22 protein-coding genes and 1 CRISPR repeat array are annotated in these 23,570 nt (G+C 38.3%); of the genes, 5 read left to right on the top strand and 17 right to left on the bottom strand.

Annotated elements, in window-relative coordinates; translation table 11 throughout:
* Positions 1 to 73 precede the first annotated feature (73 nt).
* Positions 74 to 922: direct repeats of the CRISPR family, unit length 37 nt; unit sequence GTTTCAATCCTTGTTTTGATGGATTTGCCTTGGGAGG.
* 189 nt (positions 923 to 1,111) lie between these two features.
* The 7 genes from cas4 to cas3 are packed head-to-tail and all read right to left on the bottom strand — an operon-like array spanning position 1,112 to position 6,022.
* On the bottom strand, positions 1,112 to 1,687 hold the full coding sequence (gene cas4, locus BC751_RS21810; protein WP_207226938.1) for a CRISPR-associated protein Cas4: 576 nt from the start codon (positions 1,685 to 1,687) through the stop codon (positions 1,112 to 1,114).
* Position 1,688: 1 nt separating this feature from the next.
* Positions 1,689 to 1,979, bottom strand: coding sequence for a CRISPR-associated endonuclease Cas2 (gene cas2, locus BC751_RS21805; RefSeq protein ID WP_130277451.1), 291 nt, complete (start codon positions 1,977 to 1,979; stop codon positions 1,689 to 1,691).
* The gene (gene cas1 / locus BC751_RS21800; protein ID WP_130277450.1) at positions 1,976 to 2,974 is read right to left on the bottom strand and encodes a CRISPR-associated endonuclease Cas1; all 999 of its coding nucleotides are present in this window, start codon (positions 2,972 to 2,974) and stop codon (positions 1,976 to 1,978) included. The genes cas2 and cas1 overlap by 4 nt, the downstream gene beginning before the upstream one ends.
* Before the next feature lie 3 nt (positions 2,975 to 2,977).
* On the bottom strand, positions 2,978 to 3,793 hold the full coding sequence (locus BC751_RS21795; protein WP_341272854.1) for a CRISPR-associated endonuclease Cas6: 816 nt from the start codon (positions 3,791 to 3,793) through the stop codon (positions 2,978 to 2,980).
* Positions 3,790 to 3,954, bottom strand: coding sequence for a hypothetical protein (locus BC751_RS22545; RefSeq protein ID WP_242617566.1), 165 nt, complete (start codon positions 3,952 to 3,954; stop codon positions 3,790 to 3,792). The genes BC751_RS21795 and BC751_RS22545 overlap by 4 nt, the downstream gene beginning before the upstream one ends.
* Positions 3,945 to 4,166, bottom strand: a complete 222-nt coding sequence (locus tag BC751_RS21785) for a hypothetical protein (protein WP_130277449.1) — start codon at positions 4,164 to 4,166, stop codon at positions 3,945 to 3,947. The genes BC751_RS22545 and BC751_RS21785 overlap by 10 nt, the downstream gene beginning before the upstream one ends.
* A gap of 11 nt (positions 4,167 to 4,177) precedes the next feature.
* A complete protein-coding gene (gene cas3 / locus BC751_RS21780; protein ID WP_130277448.1) occupies positions 4,178 to 6,022 on the bottom strand; it encodes a CRISPR-associated helicase Cas3' in 1,845 nt (614 codons plus the stop codon).
* Positions 6,023 to 6,164: 142 nt separating this feature from the next.
* Here cas3 and BC751_RS21775 point away from each other — a divergent pair, with 142 nt between their 5' ends.
* The gene (locus BC751_RS21775; RefSeq protein WP_130273823.1) at positions 6,165 to 7,472 is read left to right on the top strand and encodes an IS1380 family transposase; all 1,308 of its coding nucleotides are present in this window, start codon (positions 6,165 to 6,167) and stop codon (positions 7,470 to 7,472) included.
* A gap of 339 nt (positions 7,473 to 7,811) precedes the next feature.
* Here the strand turns inward: BC751_RS21775 and BC751_RS21770 are convergent, their stop codons facing one another.
* From BC751_RS21770 to BC751_RS21745, 6 genes are all read right to left on the bottom strand, one after another.
* Positions 7,812 to 9,038, bottom strand: coding sequence for an IS4 family transposase (locus BC751_RS21770; RefSeq protein ID WP_130273777.1), 1,227 nt, complete (start codon positions 9,036 to 9,038; stop codon positions 7,812 to 7,814).
* Positions 9,039 to 9,282: 244 nt separating this feature from the next.
* Positions 9,283 to 10,293: an IS30 family transposase gene (locus BC751_RS21765; RefSeq protein ID WP_130273814.1), complete on the bottom strand. Its 1,011-nt coding sequence runs from the start codon at positions 10,291 to 10,293 to the stop codon at positions 9,283 to 9,285.
* A gap of 40 nt (positions 10,294 to 10,333) precedes the next feature.
* Positions 10,334 to 10,849 carry a CRISPR-associated endonuclease Cas3'' gene (locus BC751_RS21760; protein ID WP_130277447.1) on the bottom strand — a complete coding sequence of 172 codons (516 nt, stop codon included), beginning with the start codon at positions 10,847 to 10,849 and terminating at the stop codon, positions 10,334 to 10,336.
* On the bottom strand, positions 10,827 to 11,621 hold the full coding sequence (gene cas5 / locus BC751_RS21755; RefSeq protein ID WP_165389875.1) for a CRISPR-associated protein Cas5: 795 nt from the start codon (positions 11,619 to 11,621) through the stop codon (positions 10,827 to 10,829). Before cas5 ends, BC751_RS21760 begins: the two co-directional genes overlap by 23 nt.
* Positions 11,622 to 11,625: 4 nt before the next feature.
* A complete protein-coding gene (gene cas7b, locus BC751_RS21750; protein ID WP_130277445.1) occupies positions 11,626 to 12,621 on the bottom strand; it encodes a type I-B CRISPR-associated protein Cas7/Csh2 in 996 nt (331 codons plus the stop codon).
* A gap of 28 nt (positions 12,622 to 12,649) precedes the next feature.
* Positions 12,650 to 13,744 (bottom strand): TM1802 family CRISPR-associated protein, encoded by a 1,095-nt coding sequence (locus BC751_RS21745; RefSeq protein ID WP_278043598.1) that lies wholly within the window; start codon positions 13,742 to 13,744, stop codon positions 12,650 to 12,652.
* Between the two features lie 90 nt (positions 13,745 to 13,834).
* Between BC751_RS21745 and BC751_RS21740 the strand changes: the two genes are divergently transcribed.
* Positions 13,835 to 15,016, top strand: coding sequence for an IS4 family transposase (locus BC751_RS21740; RefSeq protein WP_130273808.1), 1,182 nt, complete (start codon positions 13,835 to 13,837; stop codon positions 15,014 to 15,016).
* A gap of 48 nt (positions 15,017 to 15,064) precedes the next feature.
* Here the strand turns inward: BC751_RS21740 and BC751_RS21735 are convergent, their stop codons facing one another.
* Positions 15,065 to 15,424 (bottom strand): hypothetical protein, encoded by a 360-nt coding sequence (locus BC751_RS21735; protein ID WP_130277443.1) that lies wholly within the window; start codon positions 15,422 to 15,424, stop codon positions 15,065 to 15,067.
* Positions 15,425 to 15,508: 84 nt separating this feature from the next.
* On the opposite strand from BC751_RS21735, the gene BC751_RS21730 reads away from it, so the two are divergent.
* Entirely contained in the window at positions 15,509 to 16,690 is a 1,182-nt protein-coding gene (locus BC751_RS21730; protein WP_130273808.1) for an IS4 family transposase, read from the top strand.
* Between the two features lie 48 nt (positions 16,691 to 16,738).
* Here BC751_RS21730 and BC751_RS21725 read toward each other — a convergent pair whose 3' ends face one another.
* Positions 16,739 to 17,164: a hypothetical protein gene (locus BC751_RS21725; protein ID WP_130277442.1), complete on the bottom strand. Its 426-nt coding sequence runs from the start codon at positions 17,162 to 17,164 to the stop codon at positions 16,739 to 16,741.
* 426 nt (positions 17,165 to 17,590) lie between these two features.
* Positions 17,591 to 19,435 carry a TonB-dependent receptor gene (locus tag BC751_RS21720; protein ID WP_130277441.1) on the bottom strand — a complete coding sequence of 615 codons (1,845 nt, stop codon included), beginning with the start codon at positions 19,433 to 19,435 and terminating at the stop codon, positions 17,591 to 17,593.
* A gap of 176 nt (positions 19,436 to 19,611) precedes the next feature.
* Here BC751_RS21720 and BC751_RS21715 point away from each other — a divergent pair, with 176 nt between their 5' ends.
* Entirely contained in the window at positions 19,612 to 21,564 is a 1,953-nt protein-coding gene (locus BC751_RS21715; RefSeq protein ID WP_207226937.1) for a M1 family metallopeptidase, read from the top strand.
* An 80-nt stretch (positions 21,565 to 21,644) separates the two neighbouring features.
* Here the strand turns inward: BC751_RS21715 and BC751_RS21710 are convergent, their stop codons facing one another.
* Positions 21,645 to 22,091: a VOC family protein gene (locus BC751_RS21710; protein WP_130277439.1), complete on the bottom strand. Its 447-nt coding sequence runs from the start codon at positions 22,089 to 22,091 to the stop codon at positions 21,645 to 21,647.
* A gap of 259 nt (positions 22,092 to 22,350) precedes the next feature.
* Here BC751_RS21710 and BC751_RS21705 point away from each other — a divergent pair, with 259 nt between their 5' ends.
* Positions 22,351 to 23,553, top strand: coding sequence for an IS4 family transposase (locus tag BC751_RS21705; RefSeq protein WP_165389799.1), 1,203 nt, complete (start codon positions 22,351 to 22,353; stop codon positions 23,551 to 23,553).
* Positions 23,554 to 23,570: the final 17 nt, after the last annotated feature.

Below are 23,570 nucleotides of genomic sequence, written 5' to 3'. Positions count from 1 at the left end.
GTTTCAATCCTTGTTTGATGGATTGCCTTGGGAGGTTCAGGTAACAAATCCAATAGCCTATCAAGTGGCTTTCGTTTCAATCCTTGTTTTGATGGATTTGCCTTGGGAGGTTTATCAGTAATATTTTCCATTTGTAATTATTTGATGTTTCAATCCTTGTTTTGATGGATTTGCCTTGGGAGGCCTGAACTTGATTACAGGGATGTAGCGGTACATGTGGGTTTCAATCCTTGTTTTGATGGATTTGCCTTGGGAGGAAAAAAGGCCTCGGAGAAATCCGGGGCTTTTTTTTGGTTTCAATCCTTGTTTTGATGGATTTGCCTTGGGAGGAGCGCTTCTTTATCTTCTATCATACAGCTTGTTGATGTTTCAATCCTTGTTTTGATGGATTTGCCTTGGGAGGTTTGGGGGGCAACGTGTTCAAAGGCATCGCCCAAATGCGTTTCAATCCTTGTTTTGATGGATTTGCCTTGGGAGGTTGACCTTGAGGCAGCCACAAGGGATTGGATTACCCGTTTCAATCCTTGTTTTGATGGATTTGCCTTGGGAGGAATACCGGATAGATCTCCGAGCAAAAAGTGATATAAAGTTTCAATCCTTGTTTTGATGGATTTGCCTTGGGAGGTACAAATACCAATGAAACAAGGGGATATGGTGGTGTTGTTTCAATCCTTGTTTTGATGGATTTGCCTTGGGAGGTTATTACCGACCAACTCTTTGAAATCACCGTTTTCATGTTTCAATCCTTGTTTTGATGGATTTGCCTTGGGAGGACCTTTAAGACAGGCGCGGGTTACCTATGAATCATTCTGTTTCAATCCTTGTTTTGATGGATTTGCCTTGGGAGGGCCGTCCCACTCGGCGCACTGCCATATGTCTGCCCATGTTTCAATCCTTGTTTTGATGGATTTGCCTTGGGAGGCCGTTCAATGATTCAACCGCCTTAAAATCAATGAAATATCGAGAAATTTGTTTTGCTTTTTTGTCCTTTTTCAAAATGTCAAAGAGCGTTTTCATTGTATTTTTTTATTAAGTTCCGTTGGGTTAAATGATTGACTTTAAGTTTCTTAAAGGTGGTTTTCGTTTGATGGGAAATAAATTGCAATGCGGATTATTTGATGCATATGTTCCTATAAGTGCAAGATAAGCATCTTCTTTTAAATTTGGTAGCTTTTGGAAAATGGTTCTTTTCCAATATTTCTTGAATTCTACCAATGGATTTTCTAACCAAATCCTTGTCCTTCTCCGAAATAAGTACTTCTACCAATTTGTTCTTACTTCTGACATAAACCAAATAACCATTATTTACCTTTTTGTTGAAATTATCTTCAATCAAGATCGCATAGCAGATTAATTGCTGTCTGTAAGTATCAAATATACGGTCTTTGTATTCCGCAAACTTATAATCAAGAGGCGCCATCGAGCCACTGTTTAATAAAAGGACTTCATCCACTCTGCCTCTTAAGTAGCCATTTGTTAAATATTGATCCAACCATTTGGACTGAACTCCAATCTTCTTCCTTAAGTATTCTTTGTTGCGCTCCAGTTTGATGTCATGGAGCTCCCTGCCTTTGATGACCTTATAATGCTTTTCTTCATATTGTGGAATGCCTAATACATATTCAAAATAGGTGAATCTTGGGCAGTATAGGTACTCGATTATATGGGAGGGAGTTAGTGAAATCATCTTAAAAAAACAAGGACCTTACTTCATCTGTTACAAAGTCTTTGTCGAATGCCTGCCCTAAAAGGACAGTCTCTTTCAATTCATCCTTGGACATTGGGAACATATAGATGGAATCTTTTTCCTCATCTATCAGCTCCTCTAACTGAAGATGAAGGCTGTCGAATTGATTTTTTTCAAGTACTCCTAAGAAAACAGAATATTGGACCCTGTAAAGACCGGTCTGTTGACAGATTTTAGCTGCCTTGGTTCTGGATCTGTCTTTTTCGATATCATACATTACCCAAACTATCATACTTTTCCTATTAGACTATTGGCAAATTTGTGTGCGTCCATCTGCAGGGCATTGGACCTGCTTTGATTCCTGCCCAAATAGCGTATCTGGTCCTGATCCAGGTATTTTACAAAATGCTCCACCAGTACAGGTTTGCCATCTTGGTTCAAAGAAACTCCTCCTGTGATCTCATTGAAAAAAGCCTTGTTTACTTTTTTTGTAGAGAACATTCCAAATACGCACCGTTCGGCATGAATCCTGTAAGGTTCTATGAAATCAAATACCAGGCTTTTCATATTGTAATCATCCCTATGCATAAAGCCGACATAGGGATCCAGGCCCGCTAACATTAATGCCCGCTCCACTCTGCTGTATAAAACTCCATAAGCATAATTGAGCATGGCGTTAAATGCATCTTTTGCTGGTCTAAAGCTTCTTCCGTCAAATTTAAATTCCTTTGGAATGGACTGGCTCAACCCTTCAAAATAAACCCGACCTGCATTTCCTTCCATGGCTCTCAGCATCTCGGCAATTTCACTTACCTGTTTTCCCTCGAGTTCTTCAATGCGTGACCTGTATTCCTGAATTTTTTTTGCTTTTTCCTGGAGTTCATTCCTTAATTTTTCACGGTGTTTTGCCAAGTCAATGAGATATTCTGACTGATTGGCCAGTTTCTCTCCAATCCAGGTCTTTACCCAACGGATACCTTCTTGGTTTAAACTCGCTTCGAGTTGTTGCTTTCGTATTTTGGTGGTACTGCCCAGTTTACTGTGCCAAAACCTCCCCATGGGGTGTCCGTCATTTTCCACCACCACAATGTCAATATTATGTCTTAGTGCCAATGCAATGGCATCTGTTGTGATTGCAGCACCTTTGCTCACCACAAATGAGGTAATCTTATGTGCGGCAATGTGGTTGGTCTTGAATTTCTCTTGTTTTGACTCTCGGACACGAATTTCAAACATCTCGTCCTTGACATGCAGGTAGGTGCCGTAGGTATTGATAAAAATCTGCATAAACTATCCTTTCATTTTTTTTATTACACCAAAGCCACGGGAGACTGATTTTCCAATACCCACGTAGTCTGGAAGTATCGCATTGGATATAAAACTTCCTTCAAATACAATCATTTTCTGGTTTTTGAATTTACTGGTTTTGGGCTCAAACTTTCCCTTGGTCATGATCCTTTCATTAAGCCAGATTCCTACCCCCTTATAAAAGCTCAAGAGATTGTTTTGGAGTACTTTGTCGAGCATCTGTTGTCTTTCTTCATGAGCTAGATTTGTGTAAGTTTTGTAATTTAGAGTGTTAAGTGCCATCCAATAATTGATAAATCGGTATTCGAACAATTCATCAGCAATGCCTGAGGGGACTTTTTGGTGGGCAATATTTTTACTAAAAACAGGGAAAACCTTCCCTTCAATATTGAGATGGTCAATTTTCAAAAATAAAGATGTAAGCAATTCTGCACCCTCATTGATACCCAGTAGGATAGGGACTGTTTCTACAACCTTGTATTGGACCAATGGGTATTTGTATTTGGCAGTGCCATCTTCATAATGGTTGTGCAATAGGGGGGAATGCGTCTGGAAATAATCTCCGAAAAAGCCGCGTAGTTTATGCGCATCCCTTGTCTGGAGTTTGATTTCCGGAAACCGTATGGTGGTAATGAGGAGTTGGGACATGGGTAAATTAAAATTTAGCTTATCATGATTCCTTAGTGTATCCCAAATGGTATTAAGAGTTATTGTTTTTTCATCGAAAATATAATACAGTCTGTAGTCTCTGACAGTCTTAATTTGGATAGGAGGTTTCTGACTGAATATTATGCTCATTTAGGATGGATGGACAATAAATCCAGAGACTTATTGAAAAGTCTTTCCAGATTTAGAGAATAACTGACAGACTGATTTCTCAGATACCAAAACTCCATGATATTGAGTTCATCCTGAACAGCTTTTTGGGTCCATCTTACTTCTCTTTTCCTTAGAACCATTCCTCAAATACTTTGGAGGCCTCCTTTGGGGAGACCATACTGCCAGAAAAGTATTGTTCATAACCTTCCTGTATGGCTTTAATTTCGCCACTTTCGAAGGTTTCCTTTGTGTCTGCTTCAAGAAAAGCATCCAACCAGTTATGGATTTGCTTAAGTGTCTCTTGGTCTTGAATAGTGTCGAGATGAGAGATGATTTTTGATTTTAAGGACATAGTTTTTGAGTTTAAAATGAAACGATAACAGATTTATTTCCTGGTTTTCGTATAAAACCAGTATTCTCATTGTAAAAGTAGTTGAAGTCTTCTGCCCTGATCCAATAAATATTTTCTCCAAGTTGTGGTTCTTTTCTTAATTCAAGGGAAGTTTCAAAATAGTTTGGGACACTTATAATTCTTTGATTGAAATTTCTTTTATGAAGGCTATCAAATTCTTCTTTATTGATTTTTTGATTTAATAGATCCTGATAGGATTTCCTTGCTGTTTCAGAAATAGAATCTTTGGGATCCTCAACATAAACATTCATCCCGTTTTTTGAATCTTCAATGACTTTAAAATCACTGATACATTTTGGCTCATTTTTAGATTTTTCAGGTTTATCATATCTTAATTCCATCATAGCTTTTAAGATTTCCCTACTAAAAGAAAAATCAGTTTGGTTAGTTTCTGAAACAGCTTCAAAATAAGATTCAACAAGGTAATTATAATCCTTTTCTTCAATCATTTCTCTGTTAGATAATGCTCCACGAGCTTTGGAATCTGTTACCGAACCGTATATCTGACGACAATCTCCAAAATTCAAAATATACAGAGGAGAGCCAAACCTGTCCGGGTCATTTTCTCGATTAATTCTACCTGCAACTTGTACAATTGAATCAATAGGGCCCAAATCTCTAAAACCCATATCAAAATCTAAGTCTACCCCTGCTTCTACTACTTGGGTAGCAATCAAAATAGGTTTGTTTCCTTTCTTTATTGAATTTTTAATTTCAGTAATTCTTCGTTCTCTTTCTATGGGAGTGATATTTGTTGAAAGATAGAAAATGGGGTTTTCAAACTGATTAGAGGAAATAAATTCTTTGATCAAATCAAAGATGTCAATTGATCTTTGGACCTTATTTAATACAATCAAACAACTTTTGCTTTCAGTCCAATAATTTTGAAAGGCGCCAATAAAGCTTTCATTGTCAATTGTTGGACTATTTGATTCTGTTACAATATTTATTGGGATAATCTTCGTCCTATTGAAGCACTCAAAAATTTTGTTGGATTCAGGTAATAAGTCAAATGGTTTGAGTGAATCGGTCTCAGGAGTAATTGATAGTTCCCTTTCCATTAATTCGAAAATTTTTGGTTGGGTTGCTGTCATTATGATTATTCTTGCATCTAAAAATTTAGAAAGAAAATGTAATGATGCCCCGATTAAAGGCAATTTTTCTATGGAAAGCGTTTGAACCTCGTCAAGAATAATTATTGAACCTGCTAAGTGATGAAATTTTTTTAAAAGTTTATTTTTATACCCAATTAAGGTTTCAAATAGTTGAACAAATGAAGTGATCACGATATCACTTTGCCAGGTATCCCACTCCATTTTTTGCTGATTATAATTTGACCCATTTTCCTCAAATTTATCATCACCAAAAATATCAGCAAATTGGTAGTGACCTAAGATTTTTAAATCATTGCCCAAAGTCAATTCATATTCCTTAAGAGCTTGTTCAATGATATTGATAAAAGGCAATGCATAAATTATTTGGGGAATTCTATTTTCACTATGGATAATTTTATTTTTCAGTTTTAACACAAAATCTAAAGCCGTCATGGTTTTACCAATTCCTGTAGGTGCAGCTAGGGTAAAAATTCTATAGGAAAGAATATCAGTTGTTTCAATTTTTTCTACTACTCTCTTCCTAACATAATTTCTTAAATCTTTTTGATCAAATTCGCTTAAGTGCTTGTTAGGAAATTCAGGCTTTCCAAATCCTTTTCTTTCATCAACTGCATTTGGGTTTGAGGCTTTTCGAATATAGATTTTACTGTCCGAGGCATCTATTTTATCAGACTCTATCAATAGAGAGAATAAATAATTTCCTTAAATCCGCAGGGCGGATTTAAAAAAAGCCGAAAAAGTGGCTGAATTTATTCAATTCAGGCTTTTCCGGCTCGTTTTTTTTCACTTATTTAGATGATACCACTCAAACTAGATAAGCGGTATGAAAATTACGAATTCGACAGAAAAAATCACACCTTTCGGAGGTTTTAATTTTGTTTTTAACTCTTTCAAAAATTCTGGTCTCCCAGAACTCATTGATAATCAATTGGGGGTTAGAGCCTTAAGGGGAGGGTTTTCATACAGTGACATTTTCGCCAATCATATGGCTATTTTCTTTAATGGTGGCGACTGTACTGAAGATATCAATGTTCACTTGAGAGACGCACTTGAACAGGTCCCTTCATTTTCAGTATGCAGTGCCGATACAATTCTGAGAGGTATCAAAGAGCTTGCTGTTGATACAGAACTCTTTATAAATCCGTCCAGTGGAGTAAGCCATGAATTTAATATCAATGGAAAACTCAACAGCTTGTTGTTAAAATCAGCTTGTAAGACCGGATTACTCAAGTCAGGTGTTGCTTACGACCTCGATTATGACAACACCGTCATTCCAACTGAAAAGTACGATTCAAAAAAGACATATAAACACGTCTATGGATATCAGCCAGGTGTAGCTTCCATAGCACATCCTGAATTTTCACAGGCCATTCCTGTGTACGTAGAGGGCAGAAATGGCAACAGTCAGGCCAAATATTTGCAGGCTGATACACTTACACGCATGTTTGGGCAGCTTACCAATGAAAATATCCGTATCGGAAGGTTCAGAGCCGATTCAGCATCCTATCAGGAAGAAGTTCTCCGCACACTGGAAGCACATACCGAAAGCTTTTATATACGGGCAAACAGATGTGCCAAACTGGATAATATCCTTGGAAGTATAGCCCCTGAGAAGTGGCAGAAAATACGTTTGGGTGTACAGGAAATGGAAGTTACTGACCTATCCGACTACAAACCTTTCGGTAAAGACAGGTCTTACAGGCTGGTCATTACCAGAATCAGGCGTAAAGACGGGCAGGCAGATGTGTTTAGTGGAGATGCATTTACTTACAGGGCTATTCTGACCAATGAACATACATCGTCCAATGAAGCTGTTGTAAGGTTTTATAACGCCCGGGGTGCAAGCGAACGCTTGTTTGATGTACTCAACAATGACTTTGGCTGGTCTAAGTTGCCCTGTTCGTTCCTTGCAGAGAATACCTCCTTTATGCTTATGACGGCTATGTATGCCAATTTTTACACCTATATCATTGGAGAGTATTCCAGAAAAGTTGATTGGCTTAAGCCTACCGACAGGCTCAAGAAGTTTATCTTCAGATTTATCACTGTTTCAGCCAAGTGGATAAGAACGGGAAGAAGAGAAGTGCTCAAACTGTTCACGAGTAAGGATTACAAGCCGATTTTGAACTAAATTCAGATAAAAACCCCTCAGGAGCTCAAAAAATAAAGATTTACAGGGAAGAGGTATGCCTTTTCCATTAAAATTGAGGAAAAAAACCGTCCATTTTATCCTCAAACCTAAAATCCATTGTCTCAAAACTATGAACACTCTTCAATCAAAGGGAAGAAATTCCCGAACTAGACCAAAAATGAACACAAACAAGCAGATTCAAATCTCCAAACTAAAATCCTGCGGATTTTAGGAATTTATTAAAAAATACTACTGTCGTCCGACTAAATTACGAAAATTAGAATAAAGTCCTCTAGAATGATGTTAGAGGACTTTTTTTTTGATTTCAAAAAGTACCCCCTATCCTGAGAGGAATAATTGGGTTTGCATATTTTGAAGGTCTTTTTGAAATATACTTTTAAAGTAAGCTTCAGGAAAAAGTAAGAACTTTTCAAGACTGACGTAGGAGCAAAGATTTTTTGCTGCTACCATGACCATGGTCGAGAAGTCTTCAGCCTCTTTTATCCGCTTATGTAGAACTGTAAACAGCAGGTTGAGTATTAATGCCATCCAAATCTGGATTTTGATCCCGTTCTCGCTGTCCGACAAAAAATTTCTGAGCTCAAAATTCTGCTTTATCTGCTTGAAAAGCACTTCGATAACCCACCTGTTCTTATACAGAAGAGCTATGGTCAATGCATCCAATCCCTTAAGATTGGTGATAAATTCCAGCGTTTCACCGCTTTCAGGGTCAGCATAAACCACCAGTCTGGCCTCAACTGTCCGAGAAACTCCCTTCTCCCTGTAGCTCAGTGAGATAATCTGGTCCTTGATGATATCAATAGCATGCGTACAGTCAAACTCACTGACCACTTCATATCTTGCATTGTCTTTTTTTCTGGTCACAAAATATCTGTTTGAACTGTCCCATTTTTCAAAGCAGGAATAGCGGTTATATCCCTTGTCGAAAACAGCTATCCCATGCTCAGGCAGATCCATCACTTTTAAAAACATATTTTCATTTGTGGCCGCAGAACGGATACATATAAAATTGGGAACGCCTTCTGCCAGATTCATTTTAGCAAAAATCTTGGCACCTCCTTTTTTCTTTCCGTTCAGGGGATTGCGTCCGGCCCCTTTGAGGATTTCCTTGAACAGCGTGACCGTTGAGGAATCAAAAACCTCAACACGGCTGGGGTCGACCTCTCCACCGATATCAAGCCAATTTCCTACCAAAGATGCCCTATAGTATGAATACAGCCCTTTGTACAGTTGCTCAAAAACACGATAACTGCGCTTACGGTTTGCATCAGAAAGAGTACTCCTTGCAGGCAGCTGCTTCATTCCAAAAGGAATAAGCTTGGTAATGATCAGGCCGATGTTTTTGCATACCTCTCTTAGACTGCTGTTTCTGGTCAACACGGCATAAAAAATACAGATAAAGTGATCACTTGTTTTAAGTTTCTTGTAGTACCTATCCGAGTTTTCTTCCTCAACGACCTGATTGAATAGCTCTTTGGGAATAAGAGAAAGAAGTTGGGCGATGATAGGATGCCCAGACAAAAATTTATGCTTAACTTGAGACATATTGTTGGTTCTTGGTCGAAACAACAATATAAAAAAGATGGGTAAGTTCCAAAAGAGCTGCCCATCTTTGATTTTTGTACTATTCTAGGATTTTATTTTTTATCTTGTATCAGTTCTCGGACGACAGTAAAAAAATACCTTTCTATATCCGCATCTTTCTGAAAATAATTTTTGAAGCATTTATAAAAATCTAAAGTAGACCTAAATCTTAAATGAGAATCATCAATCTTTATTAATGCCATGTTCAAGTCATAAATGCAACGCCTAATTTTTTCATTAGACATTCGATAGGACTAAGATAATTAAACTTTCTTATTGGCCTGTTATTGATTTTGGTTTCTATATTTTGGATCTGTTCCCGAGAGATTTGATTGAGGTCAGTACCCTTTGGCAGGAAAGCCCTGATAAGTCCGATTCTGTTTTCCACTGTTCCTTTATCCTGTGAAGTGTATGGTCTTGTAAAGAATGTTGGGATATTGAATTTATCTCTGATTTTATAATGGTTTGCGAATGCCATATCATTATCGAAAGTGATTGATTTGAAGAACGAAGCACCAATTCTCTGTATTCTCTTTGCTATTTTCTGTTCAATGATATCTGCATTTTTACCATCAAGTTTCTCTATGGTAGTAACCAAGGTTGCCCTGTCCACCAGTACCAAAAGAGCTGATTTGTGGTTTTTCCCCATCATAAGGTCTACTTCAATATCTCCTATCCTTTGTCTTTTTTCAACTACAGGAGGCCTTTGGTCAATTGGAACTCTCTCCCTGATAATTCCTCTGGTATGCCTGTAATTACCTCTCTTACGCTTTCTTTTACCATGCCGGAGATTCTTGTAAAGCTCCCTGTCCCTTCGGTATCTCCAATGGCTACTTTTTTTGGCAGTAAATATCCAGTTGTAGAGTGTCTCATGACAAACCCCTTCTTTACCTTGTTTCTTCCAGGTGACCGATATTAGCTCTGGGCTCAATTTGTCAACAACAAGGAATTTGCGGGCCTCTTCTTTAAGGGACTCGGTAAATTTGATTCGCTTTCTCTTGAGTCTATGTCTTTCGTCTGTACGGTTCTGGGCAACTGCAGCCTTATATTCACCGCTATAACGGCCCCTCTTGCCGGTATTTCTTTGAAGTTCTCTGGATACAGTACTTTTGTTGACACCGATAATCGCAGCGATTTTGGTCTGGGAAGTTCCGTTTCTAAATAAAGCCTCTATTTGGTACCTTTGTTCCTGGCTGAGATGTTTAAATTTATTCATGACAACACTAAATTAATATTTTCAGCCTAAGGGAAGGAACCTAGGTTCCTTCCCTTAAACCCTTAGTGTTGCATTTATGACTTGAATATAGGAATCCCAATAATTCAGAATAATCATGTAATGCCTTTATCTGCAAATTAAACTTCTCAAGTTCTATCTTTTCTCTGTATCCAACTGGATCAATCGTTGACTCAAAATCTTTCAAATTGGAATGATGAAGCTTAATTAGGTAATATCCAATTAATGCAATTTCCGGAGAAATACTTTCCATTAAGTTGTATGTTACAACGGCTCCTAAGTTGGAATGACTTTTTAACAGATTATCTGCTTTTTCAGGGTAAATCAAATAGTCCTGAAAATATTTAGTGTATTTGCCAAAGTCATGAAGCCAACAGATATGTTTTAAAATATCCAATGTTGAATATTTATCAGAAAAACTTAATTGATCATAATAACCAAAAACAGCTTTATCAAGAACGCCCTTAATATGTTCGATAAGCTGCTTTGAACCTATTTTGGATCCATTAATTTCTTTACTGTGTGAGAATACCAACATTTTCTAAAAATTGAATTCTTTGAATTTCATTTTCCTCCTTTAACTCATGGTAGGTTCCCTTTAATTTAACTCTCAAAGGAAAGTTTCTAGTGGTGTAAAGAACCCTATTCATTGCTTTTAACTCCCGGTCATTATTTGCTTTAAAATCGGCCGGTAGTAGTTCCTCCTCTACAAAATTAAATTTAAAAGCTGCTTCCTCTAAAAATTCTAATTCACTGACATCTGCACTATTACAAGCAGAATGAATGTTAACAAACTCATTATTAACTTGAATTGTATTTACTTTTTGCCAAAACTTAACATTTTCAATAGATGCATTAAAATTCGCTAGGCCAAGACTTGCATTATATGAGCTTTTTTGGTTAATAAGAATTTCTTGCAGATTTTCGGTATTCTTGGATTTCGAACCTTCTTGATCTGAAATAAAAACCCTGTAGACTACTTTACCTTCTCTTATGGAATTTCCAGTGATTACTTCAAAGGGGGTCTGGACTCTTCCATTTTTTCCAGTGAAGTCATCCTTACTTTTAATCATAAGATAATTTAGTCTATGGAAACTTTTCCTTATATCAGAAACTACCCGTATCCCAATTCTCATATTTTCAGAAGAAAACTCTTCATAATATGAGTTTTTTTCTCTCCCCATAATTCCTGCGATGATTCCAATGATAGTGGTTCTAGGAGGTATGGAATAACTTAATGCTGTATTGTTGGCATGGAATTTTCTAAAATGAGCAAATTTCCCGCAAATATCGAATGACAATACATCCATAAGGCTATATATTAATGGTGATCCCATCTGATGTCTTTAAAATTACATCTTTGATGACTTTTCCTTTATTGGAATTGATTAAAGATTCTAACTTTGAAAAATCAATTTTCAAATCACTAAACCTCCTCACCTTTTTGTAACCTGCGATCTCATCCTTTGGACTGCAATGAATCAAATCTCTTAAATCACCAAAATGTCCATTATTAAATCCATCATTGTAGACTATTTCAAGGTAAAGTTTGGGATATTGATTTAACTTTGACCTGGTGGGGAGAGAAGGAATTGCCTGCCATATTCCATTTCTAAATTCTTCTAAATCCTTTTCTGTTAATCCTGTTTGTTGTGCAGAATATTTGTTGACTACTCCGTGAAATGCCAATAAGCTATAATGCACTCTATAATCTTTTCCAAAGGTGCTGCTATCATCATTCATAATTGTGACAATTGAGTCAGAATCTATTTGGTAAACTTTATTCAATGAATATCCCCAATTAATTTGCACAGGACCGGTGTAGGCATGGGTAAAACCACCAACGGCAAACGCACTTCCAAAAAGCCTGATGTCCAAAAATGTTTCTTTGACGATCTTATCCAAAATAAAGTCATTGAGGGCTCTGTTCTTTTTATTCTGCAATGCTTTAAATACACCTTCTTTCTCTTTTTTTTCTTTATTGATTTCATCGAAGGATTTTCTCATTTCATCATTCCCATCAAAATAACTTTCAACCAAATCTTGCTCTGTTAAAAGTCTATTGATAGTAAATTCTAACTTTTGATCGGGATTAACCTTTTTCCCATCTTCCATTGATACAAAAACTTCTTTACCCTCATTCATGAAATAATCACGAATGTATCTTTTAAGCCTAGTGTCAGTAACCAAATTCGTTTGAGTTTCATAATCCATTCTTGGTTTGTTTTCTTGATCGGGGTCACCATTTGGATTACAATTGATGGCTTCATAAATAAAAAGAAAATCAGAATTGTTTTTAATAGCGCTCATATGTATTATGTTAATGTTGTTTAGTTTTTTATTCTTTAGTTAGTCCGAAAGTATATCCAACCATTAGGTAGAACACATTTTTCTGGGGGCTTAAGGTCCATTTTTCTTCTTTGAAGGCAGATCTGAACTTTGCCAAATTTGGCTCAGTGAATTCATGGATATTATATTGTCGCGACTTTTCTGAAAGGTCTAAATCCAATCTTTCTAATGCCGAAGCATCCATTCCATTATAGTTGATTTTGTTTAGGATAGGCTTAGATTTATGCCCCTTTTGATATTGCGCATAAGCAACAGAACTTAATACCCTACCCAAATAAAATACTGCCTTTTGTTCTTGGGTATATTCCATTTTGTTGAAAAAATCCTCAATTTTTTCAGGATTTGTGTGAGTAGGCTTTTCCTCAGTATCAGGTTTTGGCTTGTTATCTTCCATCTTTAGTAAGTTTAATTTCTTTAATGCGTAAACAAATGCAGTGTATTTAAAGACTGTATCTCGAATGGCAAAATCAAAGTTATTTGGAGAAGATTTGAACTGATACTGTCTATACCTTCCATATCGATGGCATAGCAGCATGCTTATAAAATGATCAAAAATATCTTCTTCATTTATCTTTCTTTGTTCGAGAATTTCCTTAAAAATTGCCAAAACAGCATTTTTCTTTTCCTTTGATCCTTCCCGAACTGGGATAATCCAATAAATTGACTGAAGGTTAAAAGAAGTATTGAGATTGATAAAATTTCTTAAAACCCATCCAGCCTCATCAAAAGCTTCCAATAAATTAGTCAGATGCAAGCTATTTACATCTTTAATTGTGTTTAAAATTTTGAAATAATTGCCATTCGTTTCAAACGCTATATAATTGATCCAGAAAACATTACAATCAGGTAATTTTCTCAATACTTCTTTTTCTAATCTCTCTGTTTTGAACAATAAATCTGAGGACTTATCTAAAAATAGTTTCATTTCCTCGATATCCAGACTTTCTAAGTCCTTTGCTAAATAATTAGGGATTACAAGATGCTTTAAACCTGCAATTCTTGTTTGAAGGTTATTTAAGACATAATTCGAGGCATAATTAAGTCTTGACAAACTTTCCTTACCTATTTGAAAATTTTTATTCAAGTTCAATACCGTCCTAAATAAAATATGAGAGGTCTGGTTTTTTGCCCAAAATAGCTATTTTGGGTTTGCACCAAAAAACATAAACCTCCCATGAGTAATATTACATTGTTTTCTCAGATTATTAAAAAAATCGAGCGTTCAATTTTCAAGAAACTGGTTGAAGAGAAGCAAACGGACAAGGGCTGCAAAGGCTTTGACAGCTGGACGCATTTGGTTTCCATGCTTTTTTGCCATTTTGCCAAAAGTACTTCTGTAAGGGATATTTCAAACGGCCTGCGTTCGGCCACGGGGAACCTCAACCATCTGGGGATTGCCAAGGCACCATCCAAGTCCAGTATCAGTTATCAGAACAAGCGCAGGGACTCTGACCTGTTCAAGGAGCTGTATTACGGGCTTCTGAAGCATTTAGGACAGCAGGCGTCCCTGAGCAGGGTAAAACTACGGATCAAGGCTCCCGTCTATCTGCTCGACTCCACGGTGGTAAGTCTTTGCCTTTCGATGTTTGACTGGGCAACCTTCAGGACCAAAAAGGGTGCTGTAAAGATGCATACGCTTCTGGACTATGACGGGAAACTCCCTGTTTATGTGAATATTACAGAAGGAAGTATGGCAGACAATAAAGGCGCTTATGATATTCCTTTGGAGAAAGGATCCGTTATAGTGGCGGACCGCTATTACAATGACTTTCCGATGCTCAACATTTGGGACAGCAAGGGGGTCTTTTTCGTCATAAGGCACAAGGATAACCTTAAGTTCAGCACAATCAATGAACGTCGACTCCCTGAAAATACTGCACAGGAAGTACTGATAGACGAAGAAATTGAACTGGTAAACCCGCAGTCAAAAGTGAAGTACCCCGGAAAACTCAGAAGAGTGGCTGTATGGGACGAAAAAAACCGACAGACCGTCGAACTGATTACCAATAACTTCAAATGGTCAGCAAAGACAATCGGTGATCTTTACCGGTGCCGATGGGAGATTGAGATCTTCTTCAGGGACATCAAGCAGTTACTCCATATCAAAACCTTTATCGGAACATCGAAAAATGCCGTGATGATCCAGATATGGACCGCGCTGATCACCATTCTGCTCCTAAAAGTGATGAAGGCAACCGCTAAATTCGGATGGCATCTGTCCAATCTGGTTGCATTTATCAGACTGAACATATTCGTTAAAATAGAGCTGCAAAAGTGGCTGGACAAACCCTTTGAAGACCATGAAAAACCTCCTCAAAAAAGCCAACAGGGGGTTCTATTTCCGGATTACAGATAAAATCACAATAGAAATTGCAGAAACACAGCTAAACATCTGTCTTGTAAATTATTTAGGACAGCATTGATTCAAGTTTTTTAAATCAAAATCTGTAATATGATTTATGGTGGTTAATTGAAAAACTTTATTGATATTATCTCTTCCCGTAAAATCAGGGACTAGAATATCCTCATTTATTTCGCCTGTCAGATAATTTAATCCTTTTGTAATTCCCGATTTTTGGAACTTCTCCAAAACAAACTCTTCATAACCCTCTAAATCAAACAATGGAATTGGAAGCCCATTGTTTATTTTTGGTGATTTAATTTTTACGTAAAAAAGGACTGCTTCTTCATTTTTGGAGAATTGTAGATAATCCTTTATGTTTTTTAAGTCAAAAATTTTACCATCGAATTGACTTTTATTCAATACCGTCCTAAATAAAATATGAGAGGTCTGGTTTTTTGCCCAAAATAGCTATTTTGGGTTTGCACCAAAAAACATAAACCTCCCATGAGTAATATTACATTGTTTTCTCAGATTATTAAAAAAATCGAGCGTTCAATTTTCAAGAAACTGGTTGAAGAGAAGCAAACGGACAAGGGCTGCAAAGGCTTTGACAGCTGGACGCATTTGGTTTCCATGCTTTTTTGCCATTTTGCCAAAAGTACTTCTGTAAGGGATATTTCAAACGGCCTGCGTTCGGCCACGGGGAACCTCAACCATCTGGGGATTGCCAAGGCACCATCCAAGTCCAGTATCAGTTATCAGAACAAGCGCAGGGACTCTGACCTGTTCAAGGAGCTGTATTACGGGCTTCTGAAGCATTTAGGACAGCAGGCGTCCCTGAGCAGGGTAAAACTACGGATCAAGGCTCCCGTCTATCTGCTCGACTCCACGGTGGTAAGTCTTTGCCTTTCGATGTTTGACTGGGCAACCTTCAGGACCAAAAAGGGTGCTGTAAAGATGCATACGCTTCTGGACTATGACGGGAAACTCCCTGTTTATGTGAATATTACAGAAGGAAGTATGGCAGACAATAAAGGCGCTTATGATATTCCTTTGGAGAAAGGATCCGTTATAGTGGCGGACCGCTATTACAATGACTTTCCGATGCTCAACATTTGGGACAGCAAGGGGGTCTTTTTCGTCATAAGGCACAAGGATAACCTTAAGTTCAGCACAATCAATGAACGTCGACTCCCTGAAAATACTGCACAGGAAGTACTGATAGACGAAGAAATTGAACTGGTAAACCCGCAGTCAAAAGTGAAGTACCCCGGAAAACTCAGAAGAGTGGCTGTATGGGACGAAAAAAACCGACAGACCGTCGAACTGATTACCAATAACTTCAAATGGTCAGCAAAGACAATCGGTGATCTTTACCGGTGCCGATGGGAGATTGAGATCTTCTTCAGGGACATCAAGCAGTTACTCCATATCAAAACCTTTATCGGAACATCGAAAAATGCCGTGATGATCCAGATATGGACCGCGCTGATCACCATTCTGCTCCTAAAAGTGATGAAGGCAACCGCTAAATTCGGATGGCATCTGTCCAATCTGGTTGCATTTATCAGACTGAACATATTCGTTAAAATAGAGCTGCAAAAGTGGCTGGACAAACCCTTTGAAGACCATGAAAAACCTCCTCAAAAAAGCCAACAGGGGGTTCTATTTCCGGATTACAGATAAAATCACAATAGAAATTGCAGAAACACAGCTAAACATCTGTCTTGTAAATTATTTAGGACAGCATTGACTTTTATTGATTTCCTCTAGCGCTTTCCTAAAAAGACTGTCTTTGGGTTTCGACTTATAAAAATCATCGTATGATTCACTTAATGATCCTTTACTACACCAGGTTTTCCCGATCAAGGACTCTTTAAGCATTTCTAAATTTTTGCTTTCACTACTTATACAACACTTTTTCCCTCTTCTCCCCCAAAGCTCTGTATCCAAATACCTGAATTTTATTGCTGATTCTTCTTCAACAAATAATTCTTTTTCACCTTCCAATATGGATGCAATACCTGCTTCACAGTCCAACAAAATTGGAATAACCCAATTCGTTTTTTCCGGCTCAAATTTTGGTTCAGAGGTTAGTTTGGACCAAATCCCTTTTCCTTCTAGTAAGTATTCTCCTATTTTTGAAAGTGTTGCTAGCATTTTTCTATGGTTATATATTTTTATTAGGTTTTTTATAAAAATTCAATTTCCCAATAACCTTTCGCCAATTTCCCCGAAACCGAATTCGCTAAAAAAAATCTTACGCATGCGGACCCCTTCACAAAAGAGGGATTTATTAAACGAGAGAATGATTTGAAAGAGAAAGCTAAAGGCAAGAAATAGGTATAAATCGTATCGTTCATAATTAATTTTTGGTGCTTTTAATGTTTACCATTATGCCATTTTTATTAAATCTTTTGATTATTAAATTGATCAATGACTAACTAACCTCCTATAAACTTAGCCCTTTCAGAACATAAAAAAAATACCCAAAACAGGGTATTTTTAATTATTGACATAAAATGTCGTATAAAAAAAATCAACTTCTTCTTTAAAGAATGAAATTTTGGGTTGAATATTGGCAAATTACCTCCCCACATTCACCATAAACCCAGCCTTTGCCCATCTTCCGGGCATCTGAACAAATCCGGCCTCTATGTAATCTGAATTGGTGATATTGGAGATTTCAGCGAAGAATCCAAGTTTTTTGAGTCTGTTGTAGTCCAGCCGGGCATCCAACAAGAAATAGGGGTCCAAGGCCATCCGCTCGATATATCTTCCCTTTATGGTCAGTTCTATTTTTTGAATAAATGCTGCCTGTAATCCCGCAATAACCTGATGGCGCAGGGAATTCAAAGCCAATCTTGATTCCACACCCTCTGCTTGCACCAAGGCTGCGTCAATATAATTGTAGCTTAGATTGAGCTCATTTAACCTGACATGCTGGCCTCCCAGATTTGGTGCATATTGAAAGGCTGTTTCTATTCCTCTAAAAGTAACCTGGCTGAGGTTTCCCGGTGCCCATCTGTTGGGATTTGGATGAACAGTACTGGGCTCCCTTGTATAGTCTATCAGGTTTTCTGTAAACCTGTAGAAGTAAACTACTTCTGCATTCAGCCTGCTTTTGTTCAGCTTCCAACCGAGTTCGTAATTCCAGGCTTCTTCCGGCAATAAATCCGGGTTGCTGAAATTACTGGGATCCTGATAATACAGCTCCGTAAAAGAAGGAATCCTAAAGCTGTTTCCAAAATTGGTATAGAACCTTGAAAACTTATCGAGTTGAAAGCCTAATTCTGCCCCCGGAAAATGCCTCCAACCCAACTCATTGTAGTAGTTGGAATAAACACCTGCCCTTGCGTCAAACTTTTCCAGGAATTCAACCCGGTGTTCGGCAAAAAGACCAATGAAACTCCTGTTGCGGTCACCTAAATTGCTGCTGGTGATTCGTTCTTCCCTTGTCTCGATTCCAAGTCCGGAAGTGCCCCATCTATGGGTGTAGGCGCCATTGATTTCCAGAGCAAATACATCAGAAGTATGGTTGTTGGTGAAAAATTCCGGTTCATTTCTCCTCAATCTAAACTCATCAATATTCCTTCTCCAATAGCCTCTGCTTTGTAAAAACAATTCCTTGTTTCGATAAGAATGACTTAGTGCGGAAAGGTAGGTCTGTATGCTTTCCCATTGGTCAGGAAAGGCATTGGTATAAAAGCCATTGGCCCCAAAAGTCCTGTCCGAAAATCCAAACATGCTGTTGAATTCGTGTTTGTCATTCAGTTCATATCCGGATTCATAAAATACATTGTTGACCTTGAAATCTGAATTGTACCAATGACCATCTGATGCATCATGGGATACAGAAAGGGTCTGTTTGTACTTTCCTATGGGCAGGGAACTGATGATATGGCCTCCCCGCATGCCAAAATCACCTCCAAATCCCTGTATGTTCAAACTTTTTGTTTCAGGAAGCTCTGTGATAATATTGATGGCGCCTGCGAATGCATTTTGACCAAAAATCCGGGACCCGGGACCTTTCAAAACCTCAATCCGCTGTATAGACTGTAAAGGTACAGGGATATTCATCAGGTGGTGGCCCGTCTGTGGGTCGGTTAATTTGATGCCGTTCAGCAACATCAAGGTCTGTTCAAAACTGCCTCCCCTAATGCCAATATTGGCTTGAACCCCGCTTACACCTCTTTGCCTGACATCTACCCCGGGAGTAAAAGAAAGCAGTTCCTGGATACTTCTGGCAGGAGTAGTTTCTATAGCTTTTCTTTGAAGTACAGAAATATTTCTGGAGACTTTGTTAAAAGGGATCTCCAACCTGTTTTCCGAGATAGTGAATTCTTTCAGTTCTACTGCTGAACTGTCCTGATCCACAGGAGCATAACTTAAATTAAAAGTTAAAAAAGCAACTAGTACACTTAATTTCATTGGGAGTTGGTATTTTACAAGCCCGAAAGTTAAGCATGTTTGACCTCAAATTACAACATTTGCTATTTTCATACACATTGGTCAAAATAGTTGAATATTCCGAAGGCTTGGTTTTTTCTTCAGCGTCCAATCAGTAATTTTAGCGGGCTGAACAAAATGTAGAATGTATGTATAGAATGAAGCAATTTAAAATTTTTTCCCTTCTGATCTTATGGGGGATTTCAACATCTGTATTTGGGCAGATGACGGTGACAGACCACAGGGATGAAGCTTTCACCGAAATTGGCTACCGTCAGGGTACTGCTTACAGGACAGCTTCCGGAAAGCCCGGTCCTGCTTACTGGCAAAATGGAGCAGATTACCAGTTGGAGGCTACTTTGGATGAAAAAGAACATGTGATAAAAGGGAAAGTACACATTACCTACAAAAACAACAGTCCGGAGAACCTGGATTTTGTCTGGTTGCTATTAGAACAAAATAGGTTTACGCCAGAGTCCCGTGGTACCCTGACGACGCCTGTGCAGGGAAATAGGTACAGTGGGGATATTGACGGAGGGTATAAAATCAGTAATGTAAAAGCTCAGGTTGCCGGAAAAAACAAGCCGGTAACCTCTGATTATTTTATCAGTGATACCAGGATGCAAGTGACTTTTTCCGAGCCCATTCCGGCCAATGGGGGACGGGCCACTGTTTCCATGGATTTTGAATTTAAAATTCCTGAAAAGGGTATGGACCGTATGGGCCGTCAACAGGTAGAGGATGGTGTGATTTATTCCATTGCCCAGTGGTATCCCAAGGTAGCGGTATTTGATGACGTGACCGGCTGGAATACAGATCCTTATTTAGGTGCAGGGGAGTTTTATCTGGGATATGGTGATTTTGATTACAAGATAACCGTTCCTTTTGACCATATTGTGGTTGGTTCAGGGGAGCTGGTTAACCCTTCCCAGGTGCTGACACGTGAACAGCAGAGGAGGATGAAAGCAGCCTCTGAAAGCGATGAGCGCGTTTATATCATTTCTCCTGATGAAATCACAGACTACGCCAATACACGTCCAAGGCAGGATGGAATGCTTACCTGGCATTTTAAGATGAAAAATACGAGGGATGTAGCATTTGCCTCTTCCAAAGCTTTTATCTGGGATGCAGCACGGATCAATCTTCCAAGTGGAAAAAAAGCCATGGCACAATCTGTCTATCCAAAAGAGAGTGATGGGCAGGAAGCATGGGGCAGGTCTACAGAATACAGCAAAGCATCAGTTGAGCATTATTCCGAAATGTGGTATGAATACCCTTATCCTGTAGCGGTCAATGTGGCATCCAATGTAGCAGGAATGGAATATCCAGGTTTGAATTTCTGCAGTTTCAAGGCCAAAGGAGAGGGACTTTGGGGAGTTACTGACCATGAATTTGGCCACAATTGGTTCCCAATGATCGTGGGTACCAACGAAAGAAGGCATGCATGGATGGATGAAGGCTTCAATACCTTTATCAACTATTATTCTTACTTAGCCTTCAATAACGGCGAATATACCAATAACTTGATCCAGACCAGACGTTATACGGGTTGGTTGACCAACAAGGACAGAGAGCCTACTGCCACCCATCCTGACCGTACACAGCCCAACAACCTGGGAATGGTAGCTTATTATAAGCCGGCATTGGGCATGATTATGCTAAGGGAATATATTTTGGGGCCTGAAATATTTGATAAGGCATTTAGGTCATATATCAGGACTTGGGCATACAAGCATCCGCAGCCAAGTGATTTCTTCAACCATATGGAAAATGTGTCGGGTGAAAACCTCGATTGGTTCTGGAAGGGATGGTTTTACAGCAATGCCAATATTGATCTGGCCATCAATGGTGTCTATCCTTATGGAGCCAACTACGTGGTCAGTCTATCCAATTTAGGCGAGATGCCTATGCCGGTCTTGTTGGAAATCACTTATGAAGACGGTGAAAAGGAAAGAAGAAAGCTGCCCGTAGAGATTTGGTTCAAAGGCAATCAATGGAACCATCTTTTGAGGGTGGATAAAAAAGTAGTAGCCGTGGAAATTGACCCTGATAAAGTGATAACCGATATCAACTCAGGAAATGACAAATGGCCTTCTTCACTTTACCAATAACAGGTAGTGTCCAAATTTTAAAACAGAAGCACTTCGAACCCGAAGTGCTTTTGTTTTTGCTTAATTTTTAAATTTCGGATTCAAAATTCATCATTGATTTCTATCCAATAGCCATCCGGGTCCCGGATATAAATTTGTTTGATCCCATCAGGGCGGATGTTTACTTTACCTTTATTACCAGGCCAATCTTCGAATTCTACCCCGAGGTCGTTTAGGTTAGTGATAAATTTTTCCATATCGGGAACACTAAAGCATATATGGTTATTCTTATTGATCGTGATGGGTTCCCAAGGAGCCTGAATAACATGGAGTGAAAGGTTGTTGCCAATATCAAACCAGGCATGAAGACCATCCTTAAAGGGTTCGTCGAGTTCAGGGAATCGGAAGACATTCGAATAAAAATCTGCACTCCTCTTCAGGTCTTTAACATAAACTGCGATATGGGTAATTTTGGCCTGGGCTATTACAGTATGGCTCATGACGGATAAATAGATAATTCCTGCTAAAATGAAAAACATCTTTTTCATAGGTCATTCTGGGTTAATAGTTTGAAGATAGTATAAAAAAAACAAAGGCTTACACTGATTCTCAAATCTCTTGTTGGTATTTACATATCATTAATTAATGCCGTTTAGTTAGTGGTTAATTAACTGAAATTCATTATATTAGAGGTATAAAATAAGGCTTCCGAAAGCAGGGAGTGCTGGAAGCCTTAAAACTTTAATTGTAAATGAATTCAAGTTAAAACTAAGTTATGAAAAATTTATCATCGAAAGTAGGACTTCGGTGAAAGATTTTCTTCGTGACCGTTTCTTTTCCTTTGAAGTTCTTGTGCTTTTTATTTTGTCAAAGAGCAACAAAGGACTTAATATCTGCCTTGAAGAGTTTTTTGGGGAATCTTCCTTATCGCCCACTAAAAGTGCATTTACCCAGGCCAGGAAAAAACTGTGCTATACAGTTTTTAAAAAGCTTAACGGTTTGATCTGCAGTCTTTTTTACCAACATGCAAAGTTCAAGAAATGGAAGGGGCATAGGGTGCTTTCTGTTGATGGTTCAACACTTGAACTCCCGGATCATCCCTCCATGTCAGAGAAGTTCAGCTATCATGGTTTTGGGCCCAATGCGGATGCGGGACATTACATGAGCAGGATATCTTACCTGTATGATGTTTACAACGGCCTTGTACTGGATGCCGGTATGGAAAGCTACACCACTTCGGAAGCCACCCTATGTCATGCCCATCTTGGACATATTAAAGAAGGGGATCTTCTTGTGTGCGACAGGTATTATGCATCACTGAGACTTTTTTTCGAATTGAAAGGAAAAGGGGCCGACTTTCTTTTCAGGATGAAAGACAATTGGTGGAAATGTGTCGAAGATTTTTCCCGAAGTAGTTCCTCTGATGCGGAATATACATTAATACTCCCTCCAAAATACAGATGGCTGCTTGAAAAGTATCCCTCGTTATCCCAAACCATGACCGTAAGACTGATCAAGAAAAAGAATAAGAAGGGTAAGATTTCAATATATGCGACTTCGCTGTTGGACAGGAAAAAATATACAGCCTCCTCTCTAATAAACCTGTACAAACAGAGATGGGGAATAGAAGAAGCATATAAACTGATCAAATCAAGACTTGAAGTATCTGATTTTTCCGGCAAAACAGCATGGGCGGTCCAGCAGGACTTCTATGCTAAGACCCTGATCATATCACTCTGCAATATTCTTTGCTATGATGTGGAGCCAAAAACCAAAACAGGACGGACATCAAAGTCAGCAAGGACCTTGATAATCAATAAAACTTATGCATTGTCAAAAACAAAATCCCTGATTCTTAAAATCAGAGATTTAATTGGTGAATTGGAGCAGATTATCCAGAAATATGTAAAGAAAATCGCTTCCAAAATAGAATATTCAAGAAGAAACCAGGTATTCAAGCGGAAATTCAGAGCTAAACTGAAATACTCAATGAATTACAAATCTATTTAATCACATTCCTTAACTTA

The organism is Cecembia calidifontis (assembly GCF_004216715.1).
GTDB lineage: Bacteria > Bacteroidota > Bacteroidia > Cytophagales > Cyclobacteriaceae > Cecembia_A > Cecembia_A calidifontis.
Note: the sequence above shows the minus strand (reverse complement) of the source record. Positions and strands in the feature narration are given on the sequence as shown.

Bases quoted from the DNA above. Each gene is read 5' to 3' on its own strand.
- cas4 (WP_207226938.1), bottom strand. From the start codon at position 1,687: ATGATTTCACTAACTCCCTCCCATATAATCGAGTACCTATACTGCCCA.
- cas2 (WP_130277451.1), bottom strand. From the start codon at position 1,979: ATGATAGTTTGGGTAATGTATGATATCGAAAAAGACAGATCCAGAACC.
- cas1 (WP_130277450.1), bottom strand. From the start codon at position 2,974: ATGCAGATTTTTATCAATACCTACGGCACCTACCTGCATGTCAAGGAC.
- BC751_RS21795 (WP_341272854.1), bottom strand. From the start codon at position 3,793: ATGAGCATAATATTCAGTCAGAAACCTCCTATCCAAATTAAGACTGTC.
- BC751_RS22545 (WP_242617566.1), bottom strand. From the start codon at position 3,954: ATGGTTCTAAGGAAAAGAGAAGTAAGATGGACCCAAAAAGCTGTTCAG.
- BC751_RS21785 (WP_130277449.1), bottom strand. From the start codon at position 4,166: ATGTCCTTAAAATCAAAAATCATCTCTCATCTCGACACTATTCAAGAC.
- BC751_RS21775 (WP_130273823.1), top strand. From the start codon at position 6,165: ATGAAAATTACGAATTCGACAGAAAAAATCACACCTTTCGGAGGTTTT.
- BC751_RS21770 (WP_130273777.1), bottom strand. From the start codon at position 9,038: ATGTCTCAAGTTAAGCATAAATTTTTGTCTGGGCATCCTATCATCGCC.
- BC751_RS21765 (WP_130273814.1), bottom strand. From the start codon at position 10,293: ATGAATAAATTTAAACATCTCAGCCAGGAACAAAGGTACCAAATAGAG.
- BC751_RS21760 (WP_130277447.1), bottom strand. From the start codon at position 10,849: ATGTTGGTATTCTCACACAGTAAAGAAATTAATGGATCCAAAATAGGT.
- cas5 (WP_165389875.1), bottom strand. From the start codon at position 11,621: ATGGATGTATTGTCATTCGATATTTGCGGGAAATTTGCTCATTTTAGA.
- cas7b (WP_130277445.1), bottom strand. From the start codon at position 12,621: ATGAGCGCTATTAAAAACAATTCTGATTTTCTTTTTATTTATGAAGCC.
- BC751_RS21740 (WP_130273808.1), top strand. From the start codon at position 13,835: ATGAGTAATATTACATTGTTTTCTCAGATTATTAAAAAAATCGAGCGT.
- BC751_RS21730 (WP_130273808.1), top strand. From the start codon at position 15,509: ATGAGTAATATTACATTGTTTTCTCAGATTATTAAAAAAATCGAGCGT.
- BC751_RS21725 (WP_130277442.1), bottom strand. From the start codon at position 17,164: ATGCTAGCAACACTTTCAAAAATAGGAGAATACTTACTAGAAGGAAAA.
- BC751_RS21720 (WP_130277441.1), bottom strand. From the start codon at position 19,435: ATGAAATTAAGTGTACTAGTTGCTTTTTTAACTTTTAATTTAAGTTAT.
- BC751_RS21715 (WP_207226937.1), top strand. From the start codon at position 19,612: ATGAAGCAATTTAAAATTTTTTCCCTTCTGATCTTATGGGGGATTTCA.
- BC751_RS21710 (WP_130277439.1), bottom strand. From the start codon at position 22,091: ATGAAAAAGATGTTTTTCATTTTAGCAGGAATTATCTATTTATCCGTC.